The 11546-nt window shown below is 45.9% G+C and carries 9 protein-coding genes; 5 read left to right on the forward strand and 4 right to left on the reverse strand.

From position 1 onward, the window contains the following. Positions 1-199: 199 nt before the first annotated feature. Both RIM23_RS31485 and RIM23_RS31490 read left to right on the forward strand, forming a co-directional pair. Positions 200-856, forward strand: coding sequence for a sigma-70 family RNA polymerase sigma factor (locus tag RIM23_RS31485; protein WP_446336195.1), 657 nt, complete (start codon positions 200-202; stop codon positions 854-856). Positions 857-1260: 404 nt separating this feature from the next. Next, on the forward strand, positions 1261-1782 hold the full coding sequence (locus RIM23_RS31490; protein WP_446372556.1) for an anti-sigma factor family protein: 522 nt from the start codon (positions 1261-1263) through the stop codon (positions 1780-1782). A 103-nt stretch (positions 1783-1885) separates the two neighbouring features. On the opposite strand, the gene RIM23_RS31495 is transcribed toward RIM23_RS31490, so the two are convergent. Beyond that, positions 1886-2284: a gamma-glutamylcyclotransferase family protein gene (locus RIM23_RS31495; RefSeq protein WP_446372558.1), complete on the reverse strand. Its 399-nt coding sequence runs from the start codon at positions 2282-2284 to the stop codon at positions 1886-1888. A gap of 404 nt (positions 2285-2688) precedes the next feature. On the opposite strand from RIM23_RS31495, the gene RIM23_RS31500 reads away from it, so the two are divergent. Together RIM23_RS31500 and RIM23_RS31505 are read left to right on the forward strand one after the other, a co-directional pair. Then, complete coding sequence (locus RIM23_RS31500) at positions 2689-3483, forward strand: LmeA family phospholipid-binding protein (protein ID WP_446337705.1); 795 nt, start codon at positions 2689-2691, stop codon at positions 3481-3483. A 178-nt stretch (positions 3484-3661) separates the two neighbouring features. Then, a complete protein-coding gene (locus RIM23_RS31505; RefSeq protein ID WP_446372560.1) occupies positions 3662-4291 on the forward strand; it encodes a MotA/TolQ/ExbB proton channel family protein in 630 nt (209 codons plus the stop codon). Between the two features lie 20 nt (positions 4292-4311). Here the strand turns inward: RIM23_RS31505 and RIM23_RS31510 are convergent, their stop codons facing one another. The 3 genes from RIM23_RS31510 to trpD form a co-directional block, all read right to left on the reverse strand. Further along, on the reverse strand, positions 4312-7170 hold the full coding sequence (locus RIM23_RS31510) for a phospholipid carrier-dependent glycosyltransferase (RefSeq protein WP_446372562.1): 2859 nt from the start codon (positions 7168-7170) through the stop codon (positions 4312-4314). A 54-nt stretch (positions 7171-7224) separates the two neighbouring features. Continuing rightward, positions 7225-7665, reverse strand: coding sequence for a GNAT family N-acetyltransferase (locus RIM23_RS31515; RefSeq protein WP_446372564.1), 441 nt, complete (start codon positions 7663-7665; stop codon positions 7225-7227). Positions 7666-7796: 131 nt separating this feature from the next. Then, positions 7797-8840, reverse strand: coding sequence for an anthranilate phosphoribosyltransferase (gene trpD, locus RIM23_RS31520; protein WP_446372566.1), 1044 nt, complete (start codon positions 8838-8840; stop codon positions 7797-7799). A gap of 336 nt (positions 8841-9176) precedes the next feature. On the opposite strand from trpD, the gene RIM23_RS31525 reads away from it, so the two are divergent. After that, positions 9177-11201 carry a PAS domain S-box protein gene (locus tag RIM23_RS31525; protein ID WP_446372568.1) on the forward strand — a complete coding sequence of 675 codons (2025 nt, stop codon included), beginning with the start codon at positions 9177-9179 and terminating at the stop codon, positions 11199-11201. The last annotated feature ends 345 nt before the right edge of the window (positions 11202-11546 follow it).

Here is an 11546-nt window from a genome sequence, read left to right on the forward strand (position 1 = left end):
ATGATAGGCTTTTCCAGATGCCACAGTAGAACTTGACGGGAAACACTACCCGTTTGGAGGATGTATTTGGTAGGTTTGAATAGAGATAATTAAAAGTTAGTTTATTCACCCCAACCAAGCCTTTGCTAATCTGAGCGGGAACTCTACGTGAAGTCAGGCGTCTGTGGAGAGTAAGGATGTTCTAGCACCCATTCCATCCATGAGCCAATCGATTTCTCTATCCTGGTCACCGGTTGAGGTCACACCCAATAATGTGACGGTGCAACCTGACAAACTCTCGAACTACGATTTAATTTTGCGCTGTCAGGACGGTATTACTCCTGACCGGGCTGCTTTTGCTGAACTGCTGCGCCGATATCAGTCCCATGTGGAGAAGATTTTATACCATCTTGCTCCAGATTGGCAGGACAGACCCGACTTGGCGCAAGAAGTTTGGATTAGAGTTTACCGGAATATTAAGCGCCTCAATGAACCCGTCAAATTTAAGGGCTGGTTGAGCCGGATCGCGACCAATCTTTTCTATGATGAGCTGCGTAAACGCAAACGGGTAGCTCCGCCATTGTCACTGGATGCACCGCGTCAGATGAATGATGGTGAGATGGATTGGGAAATTGCCGCTGATGGTCCAAGTCCGGAAGACAATATGGCAACGCGGGAATTTTATGCCCAACTACGGGAAGCTATCAAAGACTTACCTGAAGCATTCCGCACGACTATTGTCTTGCGAGAAATTGAAGGGATGGCTTATGAAGAAATTGCCGAAATTACAGGCGTATCCCTGGGAACCGTCAAGTCGCGTATCGCCCGTGCCCGCTCAAGACTACAATCTCAACTGCAACCCTATCTAGAGGCTTAATTGTCTCCAGATTATAATGGGGAAACTGTTCCGCTAAACCTTGGTTCATTCTATGATGGGATATATAACATCTTGGGTAAAGTAGTCCCAACTGCTTGATCCCAATCCCATGAAGGGTGTACTAGCTAACCCAAGTCTTGCGTTACACTGGCTAAGGTCATTAACTATTATTTGTCAAGGTGCAAAAGCTGACAAATTGACGGTAAAAGCCAAACCTGACAACCCGATAAAGTTTAAAAGTGGGGTGATTGCATCTCCTCACTATAAAATGCCTCTGGGCGTAATTGCAAGATTACGACAAAGGAAGCCCACACCCTCTCTCGGCTAGAGTCAGTGTGGGAAAATGCTACAGACGATAACGGTACCCTATTTGAGCGCTTGTGAAGACTCGGTGGTGATCTAAAATGAACTCTAATTTTGATGCTCATAACGGTTCAGGGCAAGAAACTGCCAGAGAAATGGATAGTCTACAGCGCGATCGCTTTGAACTCATCAGCGCCTATATTGATGGTGAGGTCACAGCAGCTGAGCGCTATCAAGTGCAAGAGTGGCTGGCAAGGGATGCCAATAGCCAGCACTTGTATGCTCGACTGATGAAGCTACGCCAAGGGTTGCATCAGCTTCCCGTACCTGCAAATCAGGTAACCGCTCAAGAGACGGCGAATCAGGTGTTTACCCGCATTGATCGCCGCCGGATGCGGAACACGATGGTTTGGGGTGGTGCTGCGATCGCGGCGATGTTTGTCAGTGCCTTTTCCGGAATTCTCCCTGGGAGCCAGTTGATGCCAAGGTTGGCTCAAACTCCTCTAACAGAAGAGGCGGCGGAGCCTCTGATGATTGCTGTCAACCGTCCAGTTATCCAAATCCCCAAGGCGACAAGTGCATCGGCGGAAAATTTTATTGATCCTGCTATACTCAACCCTTGATTTGGTTAGGTAGGCTGAAATTCCTGTCGCTGGCTGTGAAAACACAAAAGCATTTCCCCCTTATGCCCCATTTTCTGACGATGGGGTATTCATAATTCATCATTCAAGTGCGACTCCACCAACCGGAAGAAATGAGTGTACCCCCTAAACGCTGCACTCGTTTAGGTTGCATGAGGTAAATCCAAGCCTGTCCTAAAGATTGGTTAGCCAGATCATAAATAGTCACTTGTTGTCGATAATATTCATTGTCCTCTGGGAATCGGTGCGGATTGTAGTCTTCTAGCTTATCCAAGACGGTTAAAAGATTTGGCTCAGTGAACGTCAGCAAAAAGCCCCGCACCGGACTCTTTCCAGGGATCATCGCCGGATAGCCGAGGGGCAAATCGAACAGTTGACCCAACGCGATCGCAGGTTGGGCGGCTAACACTTTTCCCTCACAGTAGCGCAGATAATTGACTTCCCCAGGTTTGAGAGTCCCGTACACAAACACCCGGATTGACATGCTCCCCTCCTAATACTTTGACTGTCCTAGACTACGGTTTAAAAATAATTGATAAGATTTCATTATTGCCTTAATCAGAACAAAGTTACGACGGATGATTGCATCTATAGCCGTCGCCTGTACAATAACAGGAGTGACTCAAGTTTCAGGGGTAATGTCTGAATAATATTTCCTGTTTTGTCGAAAGTTGCCCACTGCATCAGGTGTAATCAATCCTGCACCTTTGCCAAAACTAATCATTAACTTCAGAAATTTTATTCCTATCGCTAGACCCCAAGTCAACCCTGGGTCTATGCTAGTCGCAAATTCGGGATATTCATCAATATTCCCACCGTGAGATTGCTGAAGGCTTCACATTTTGTTACAAATGTAAAGAGACAACTCGCGTGGATAACAGGACTACTATGCTCGGTGGCTTTGCCGGTTTAACCAACCCGTCTGGTACAGATTGGGGCGAACGGATGCTCAATACCGTCGCCAGCAATACGATTCGCCACCTCTTTACTCGCAGTGAGTCTGTCGAGGTTTCGGTGCGCTGCAATCCCTCCAGTAAACTGTTACAGGGTAGCATTGACAGTTTTAAGATGCATGGGCGAGGCTTGGTGATCCGTAGAGAGTTTCGGACTGAGGAGATGTCCTTTGAAACAGACGCTGTGTCCTTGGACTTCAGTTCTGTGCTCAAGGGTCAGATTCACCTGAAGCAACCTACCCAAGCGATCGCCCAAGTCGTGTTAACAGAACCCGATATCAACCAGTCGTTTAAAGCCGAACTGGTGAGAAAGCGCTTAGAAAATATTTCCATTCCCGAATTAGAGGATCTCACTGGGGGTCAGCAAATTTCCTTCACTGACGTGCAACTAAAGCTGCTTCCCAATAACCGGATTCAGCTTTTTGCCAAAGTAAACCTTCCCGATCAGGAATTAGTGCCGATTAGCATGACCTCAACTCTGGCTGTAGAAAAGCGGCGGCGGATTCTCTTCAAAGACTCTAAATTTGAACCGGATACTATTCCAGAGGAATTGCGAGGCAAATCTGAAGCCTTGACCGATGCCCTGGATAAGATTTTGAATAATATGGTGGATCTGGATCGCTTCAATCTTGATGGCGTTACTATGCGAATCAATCGCCTAGAAACTCAGGGACAACAGCTAATATTCAGTGGTTATGCCCAAATTGATCGCATCCCCAATACTCCGTAGCCGTTACATCCCCTCCTGAATGGGTAGAGACGTGCCATGGCACGTATGGGTGTCAGGGGGCGGGTTTAGTCACATCAGGGCACAAAAGAAACGATAATAGTGAAACCCGCCCCTACTTGCTTCAAAACTTTTCACCCTTTTCCATGACAATGGGTAATGCAGATACTTGAGCAACTGCATGTCCTTGAACGCCTTCTTTTCCTTGGGTGGGGTAGTTATGTTGCCCCTGTTAGTGCTTTCCATCTTAGCGATCGCGCTAATTTTAGAGCGGCTAAATTTTTGGTGGCGAGTCACCCAGCGCCAGAATCGCCTGATGCGAGAGGTACTGCACCTGTACCAACAAAATCCTCCAGAAGCCTTTCTCAAACTAGAACAAAATAGTGATCTGCCAATCGCACGAATTTTTCTAGCGGCGTTGGAACTCAAACATCCCACTCCAGAGAAATTTCGACTCGCCCTCGAAAGTGCCCTGCAAGGAGAGTTACCGATTCTCAAGCGGTTCAACACGGCATTTGAGACCATCATTAGTGTCTCACCTCTGCTCGGACTTTTAGGCACTATATTAGGATTAATTGACGCCTTTGCCGCCCTACAGATTGGGGATATTGGCGGTCAAACCACCGTAGGTGTGACAGGCGGGATCAGTGAAGCCTTAATTTCTACCGTCGCCGGGTTGAGTGTCGCGATCGCTACCCTAATATTTGCCAACACCTTTCGTGGATTGTATCGGCGTCAACTCACCTTGATTCAGGAGTATGGGGGGAAGCTGGAATTGATTTATCTCGGTTATTATGAGCGAATTAAATAAACTCACTCTTTCTCAGTATTCTAGTCAGGACTAATTACAAATTTATCCAGAAAATACCATGTTTTGATCAAATTCCCTTGCATCAAGGAAGCAATACCAGAAAGAGCTTGAAGTTCAGACAGATTTGGATTAAGACTTAAGGCAGGCTTGAGCGCATTCTGGGCATCTTGACCCCGCCATTCATACAAATAAACGAAAGCAAGATAAGCATGAGCATAAGGATTTTGTGAATCAAGCTGAACGACTCGTTGTAATGCCGCGATCGCACCCTGAGAATCTACCTGCAAAACCTTAGATAAAGCTAGAGCATAAGCCAAATCTAGCCGTTGCGGTTCCAACTTTAACCGATGAGTTAACGCCAAATCTACCTGCACGAGATAGTCCTGAATCGGGTCATACTGATTAATCCGCCCCGTTTGTTCAAAGATAGCCTCCAGGGAATCAGAACCCTTTGGCAAAGTAGCGGCTAATGTCCGAAATTGGGTAACTAAATCTAATTCCGGTGCAGGTGTTGTAGACGCTTCTGGGTCAATCTTTATCCTAACCGTTGGTACAGATATCGGATAGGTTTCCCCCGTCTCTCGATTCAAATAAGTAGCTTTTAATGTATACATCCCTGCGGGCATATCTGCTGGAGGTAACATCGCCATTCGTTCAATAACATGGTATTTTGGTGGTGGATTGGTAACTCTTGATAGCTGACGGTTGTTTGTTGATTTAGGAAACAAGTTTCCCATAGCAATACCATGATCATGTAACCATTGATATTGAGATTTTCCTTCCAGTGAATGCCAAGTTAATAAAACAATTCCCGATTGTAACGGTTGCCAATTCCCTGTCCATTCATAGGTAACAGGTGTGGGAAAACCAGGAGGGGTTGTTTCTGGCACAATCACCCGATTTAATTGAATTTTAGATTTTGACCGTTTGACATTTGTCTGGGCGAAGCATTCGCGCTGGGACTTTTGTAGGACACCGACACATTTGGGCGCGAATGCTTCTCCCCTACGAATACGAATGTATGACCCTTCATGTCCTTCAAGGGTATGCTTCTGACCCTTCGCTTCTCTCAAGGACATGCTTTTGAATAAGGGCTGATTTTGTTGTTTATTTATTGGTAAATATCTGAATATTGGGTCTAAATTCGCTCTAACAATTGACTGTTTACTGTTAATTCTTTCTACCTTTAAAAATGGCTGATGTCGATGATAAAGCTTTAAAATGCTACCATCAATTAAATCCCAAGACTTGTAAAGTTTGAACTCACCCCCTTGTTCAACAGTCTCCACCATAGCTGCTTGCGCTTCAGGAACAGAACCTTGATCACCTGTTTTTGTCACAAACCAAGACAGCGATCGCGCATCCTGTTCAACCTGTTTTTCCCGTACTCCCACCTGACGCCCATACACCTGAAAATCCCGCAACGCCCCATAATAATTTAAATTGTGCTGATTAATTTCAGGAGTTGACGGTAATACCCCTAACGTTGTCTGTAAATTCGGAGATACTTGGATAATTTCATCAATCACCTGAACCAGAGGAACAGGTTGTCCCAAATAAGGAAAATGTTGAACAAGCGGCGAAAGAAAGTGGGTAAAAAAATCGCCTCCCAAAGGAAACAAATTCAGCACCATTAACACAGACGCCAACCCCACCGTCCCCCAGCGAACCTGTTGTCCAAAACCACCTTGCCATACAACCAAACCCGATGCTAAAACTAACGAAAATACAGGTAACAATGGCAAAATATACCGAGCATCCTTATTCACATTCAGAGAACACAACAGATAACCCCCCACCAAAAACACAGCCAGCCAACCGAAAGACCAACCTAACCCACCCAACCCATATCGTTTCTGAAACCCTCTGCGCCCCTCTGCGTTAACCTCTGCGCCCCTCTGCGTTGAAAAAACATCCTCCGTACCCAAAATTCGATCTTTATTACGCCAATAAAGAATCAAACCAACAATCGGGACAAGCAACAAAACCCACGACACCAAAAAAGGTAAAATCCTCCCATAATAAAGCCAAGCCTCCAAACTATTCAGCGCCGGATCACCCTCTGCGATCGCGGAATCTAACGTAGCTCGTTTCCCAGAGGTTAAAATGATTAGCCAATTAATGCGATACCAGGGACCAAATATCAACACAGACACCAACAATCCAGCGATTAACTGAGCCAATCGCCCCCAATTTCGCCGTCGAATAGTCCCCACGATAACCCAGATAATTGGTATAAATAGAAAAAACAGCGCTGTTTGCTTAACCATTAGCGCTAATCCCAGAGACAAACCAAAAATTATTGCCCAGAGTAGGGATTGGTAATTGGGTTGCGGTTTAGCCATTACAGGTTTTAAACTTTGAGTTCGCCAAACCGTGAGACAAAAGAAACTGAGGGTAACAACAGCAGCCAAGGGATAATCCAAAAGGAATTCTAAACGATAGCGATAGAGTCCCGGTAAAAGCACCGTTAATCCAGCCGCCCATAATCCAACCCGACGGTTGAATAGTTGGACACCTAAACCATAAACTGAGCCGATAAGAATAGCACTAAATAATAACAGAACCAGCGTAGCTTGATCCGTTCCCCGACCCAAAACATGTTGAATAATAGCCGTAGCGATATAAGTAAAAGGCGGTATTTTAGACGAAAGTTGCCATAAATTCGTCCACCATTCCCCAGAGAACCACTCAGGATGCTGCAACGCTTGCCAATAATTTAACGAACCTGTCAAGTAATCCGCCTGATCCCAACCAGGGACAGAATTATCAAGAGCAAACCACAGGCGATCGCACAAAGCGCTGGCTAGCCAAATTAGTCCCAGAATACCTAGATATTTGCGGTTCCCCGTTTTCCATTGATGTAATTGGTATTTCATAATTCATTGTTGATCAGCACGGGTGCCGGGATGCCTTCAGCACCAAATTAAAGTCTAATAACTAAGTGATTTTATCATCTTCAGATGAGAAATACCCGCTTCTTCAAATCTCTCTCCCTCTGGTAAAAAGCCGAGTTTTAGATAAAGAGATTTGACATAATCTTGAGCGTGAATGACCACTGTATTAATCTGGTTTTTTGCAGCAATTTCTAGGGCTTTTTCCATCAATGTCTTACCGATTCCTTGTCCTCGGAAATCCGATAAAACAGCAAGGCGTTCAATTTTAGCCGTTTGATGATCCAAATATCTCACCCTGACGGTTCCCACAGGCTGATTCTCGATATAGGCTAGGATATGGTCTGCGGTTTCGTCTTTACCATCCAAATCCAAACTTGGATCAACACCTTGTTCAATATGAAAAACCGAGCTTCTCACCCCTTGAATAGCGGCTGAATATTCTTTATAATTAACAATCTGGAACGTGATTTGGCTCATCGCGATCGCTACACCTCAATTTACGCTTACACTGAACTTTGTGTAGCATAATTTGACACTCTCTCCCTCTCTCTTCTTCCAGTTGACTGATGAGGGTAGGGCAGTGCCGTTCCCCTACAGAATAAAAATGTCTAATTCTTCAAAAATTGAATAAGTTGTTCCAATTTCGACCAAGCCGCCCCACTTTCCAAGATATCCTTTGCCTGTTCAATCCCAGCTTTATGATCTTCCAACGCCACAACCCCAGCCACTTGCAGCGCTAATGAGGTATTTAACGCCACCACATCCTGTTGGGCGGCTGTTCCTTTCCCTTGTAAAACATTAGTTAAAATGTCCACATTTTCCGCCACATCGCCGCCACGCAACGCCCCTGTGGGTGCTGAAGTCAAACCAAGCTGTTGCGGATTCAGCGTAGACAGTCGCACCTCACCATCAGATAGCAGCGCCAAGTCGGTTTCGTCAGCCAATCCTGCTTCATCCAGTTTTTCTCGTCCATGTAGGACAATTCCCTGATGAATTCCCATTTGCTCTAAAGCATGGGCAACCGTTGATACTACATTGGCATCAAATACACCAATCACTTGACCTGTCGGGCGCAATGGATTGACTAGAGGTCCTAACAGATTAAATACCGTCCGCACCTTCAGGGTTTGTCGCAACGGGGCTACCGCTTTCATCGCTGGGTGCCATCCCCGGGCAAAAAGAAAAGTCACGCCCACCTCATCCAATGCGGACTGGACTTTTTCTGGTGGGGCAGATAAATTGACGCCCAAAGCCTCTAAAACATCGGCTGAACCCACTTTCGAGGAGGCTGAACGATTCCCATGTTTGGCAACCCTTACACCAGCCGCCGCCGCCACAAATGCTACAGCCGTCGATATATTAAAGGTGGATGCACCATCGCCACCTGTGCCACAGGTATCAATAACTGGCGTTTTATGGTCAAGGGTTTCCTGCTGTAAGGATTGATCCTGCAACACTTGAGCCATTCCTGCCAATTCGGATGCCGAGACTCCTTTTGCCTGAATCGCCGCCAGAATCGCCCCGGATAAAACAGGCGGAATCTCCTCATTTAGCCACCCCTGCATTAACTGGGAGGCTTGCTCACGGGATAATGATTGTCTGTCGAGGATTTGTTGCAGCAGGTTAGACCAGTTGGTAGGAGTTTGGAGCATTGCTTAATGTTTGTTTACCTGGGAAAATAGGAGCTTGGGGAAATTATGAAGACAAATTCTTAATTAACGATTGCTATGACTAGGTGTATTATTATACCGGATAGCAGGAGATACCATTATTGAACCAATAATCTACATAAGTACAAAAAAGTGTTATCAGAGTCCAAGCGCTAAATTCAAACAAAGACGTAGCCGACTACGTCTCTACATGGCTTTTCCAGCGCTGTGTCCTCCGCCCGCCGTCTCAACCGAAAACTTTTTCATCCTCCGAATGTTATCATAGGCATTTTAAAACCTGACGGCACATTAACTTGGTTTAGCGTTAACTCAAAACCCTTGTTTCATTCCAACCCCACCCGACCTAATACAGCTAGAACCTCTGTTGTGGACATTCCATCCAAACCTGTTGAGGCACAGCTAAATGAATGTGATGATCGCTTCTGTGATACCTTTGAGCAAGCAGCCGTTGGCATCAAACACGTATCGACGGATGGTAAAATAATTCGGGTTAACCCTAAGTTTTGTGACATCGTTGGCTACAGCCGTGATCAAGTCCTCACACGCACCTGGCAAGACCTAACCCACCCCGATGACTGGGCAAGCGATCGCGCGATAATGGAGTTACTCTTAGCCGGTACCCTTGAGAGTCACTGTCAACAAAAACGCTACCGACACCAAAATGGCAGCATTGTCTGGGTACAAATCACTATATCCGTAGTGCGATCGCCTCAAGGAAATCCGAAGTACTTTTTGCACGTCATTCAAGATATGAGCGCCTGTCAAGCGGCTGAATCGGCTCTGCAACGCTCAGAAGCCCGCTTGCGCGAAAAAGCTCACCAAGAAGGCTTGCTCAATCGCCTCTCAACCCAAATCCGCAACAGTTTAGACCTCGATACGATTCTGAAAACAACTGTACTAGAAATCCGCCAGCTATTGCGAATCGATCGCTGTCAGTTTATCCGGTATCATGCTGAGCAAGTACCCGGTTATTGGGAAGTTGTCACCGAAGATCGAGAGTCTTGGCTTCCCGATTTGACAGGCTGCTATTGGGCGGACACCAATGAAGTTCTCACGCATCAGTTATACCATCTGAACATGATGCGGATTGATACCGTGGAAACGGTGAGCGATTCCTTATTACAGGAATTTATGCGATCGCTCGATTATCAGTCTCTATTGCTTATCCCCCTACAAACCCCTTCCGGAATCACCGGGGTGATTAGTTGCAGCCACACTCAGGAAACTCGCCCTTGGATAGATAGCGAAATTGAACTCCTCGAAGGGGTGATCTCTCAACTGCTCATGGCAATCCAACAAGCTGAACTTTACGCCGCTAGCTGTCAAGCCACAGAACATGCTCGAAAACAAGCCGCACAATTATCAAAAGCTCTCCACGATTTGCAGCGCACCCAATCTCAGTTGATCCAAAGTGAAAAAATGTCCAGTTTGGGTCAGCTTGTGGCGGGTATTGCTCACGAAATTAACAATCCGGTTAATTTTATTTATGGCAATCTTATTTATGCCCAAGAATATTACCAAGATCTCATCGCGCTGGTACAACTTTACCGCACCGCTTATCCTAATCCTCCAGCCATTCTTAAAGAGCGGATCGATAGCATCGATTTGGACTTTATATTGACAGATTTTGCTAAACTTCAATATTCAATGAAGGTTGGCGCTGAACGGATTCGAGAAATTGTTCAATCTTTGCGGACTTTTTCTCGTTTAGATGAGTCAGGACGCAAAATAGTAGATATTCATTCGGGTATTGAGAGTGCTTTGATGATTCTGCAATATCGACTTAAGGAGAAGCCGGGATCAGCCGGAATCTGTGTGATTAAAGAGTATGGAGATTTGCCCCCCATCGATTGTTGGCCCGGACAGTTAAATCAAGTTTTTATGAATATATTGACCAATGCGATTGACGCGATCGAGGAAAAGGCAAGTCATTATTCGTCTCCAACTGAGGCAGAGTTTTTGGACGGGATGGGGCTATTTTCTCCAACAATTACGATTCGCACAGGTATTAGCCAAACAGACTCGGTTAAGTCTCCCATGGCTGATGATGTAGCCGAGGAAAATTCTAGGGGAGAAAGGGATGATTCTGAACCAGGTACTCCTTATGTTTTTATCCGCATCACAGATAACGGAATCGGGATGAGTCCACAAACTAAAAAACGGCTCTTTGATCCCTTCTTTACTACGAAACCTGTGGGTTTAGGGACGGGTTTAGGGTTGGCGGTTAGTTACCAAATTGTTGTCGAAAAACATGGCGGTAAGCTGTGGTGTAATTCGACACTTGAACAAGGATCTGAGTTGGTGGTTGAGATTCCGATTCAACAACCGCAAAACAAACGGTGATTGGGGAAAATTTAATCCGGCTTCCCCATGGAACAAAAGCTCTCGCATCCTCTGGCTTCCCCCGTGCAAAAAAGGCTCTCGCATCCTCTGGCTTCCCCGTGCAACAAGAGCGAAGCATCCTCTGGTTTCCCCCTTTTTAAGGGGGACGGAAGGGGGATCTATAAGGGGGACGGAAGGGGGATCTTAAGGGGGACGGGAGGGGGATCTGAAGGGGGACTTTGATTAATTTCTGGTTCCCCCCTTTCCAAGGGGGGCTAGGGGGGATCTCTTATTAAGTAAGTAAGGGTTTCAACCTTAAGTTGACACCAATGACGTCAGTGCGCCCCTACGGTTTCTGGGCAAAAT

The sequence above is a fragment of the Coleofasciculus sp. G3-WIS-01 genome (assembly GCF_040223135.1).
Taxonomy (GTDB): Bacteria; Cyanobacteriota; Cyanobacteriia; order Cyanobacteriales; family Coleofasciculaceae; genus Coleofasciculus.

Coding starts and splice junctions, on each gene's coding strand:
- trpD (WP_446372566.1), bottom strand. CDS start 8,840: ATGCTCCAAACTCCTACCAACTGGTCTAACCTGCTGCAACAAATCCTC.
- RIM23_RS31495 (WP_446372558.1), bottom strand. CDS start 2,284: ATGTCAATCCGGGTGTTTGTGTACGGGACTCTCAAACCTGGGGAAGTC.
- RIM23_RS31505 (WP_446372560.1), top strand. CDS start 3,662: ATGTCCTTGAACGCCTTCTTTTCCTTGGGTGGGGTAGTTATGTTGCCC.
- RIM23_RS31485 (WP_446336195.1), top strand. CDS start 200: ATGAGCCAATCGATTTCTCTATCCTGGTCACCGGTTGAGGTCACACCC.
- RIM23_RS31500 (WP_446337705.1), top strand. CDS start 2,689: ATGCTCGGTGGCTTTGCCGGTTTAACCAACCCGTCTGGTACAGATTGG.
- RIM23_RS31515 (WP_446372564.1), bottom strand. CDS start 7,665: ATGAGCCAAATCACGTTCCAGATTGTTAATTATAAAGAATATTCAGCC.
- RIM23_RS31490 (WP_446372556.1), top strand. CDS start 1,261: ATGAACTCTAATTTTGATGCTCATAACGGTTCAGGGCAAGAAACTGCC.
- RIM23_RS31510 (WP_446372562.1), bottom strand. CDS start 7,170: ATGAAATACCAATTACATCAATGGAAAACGGGGAACCGCAAATATCTA.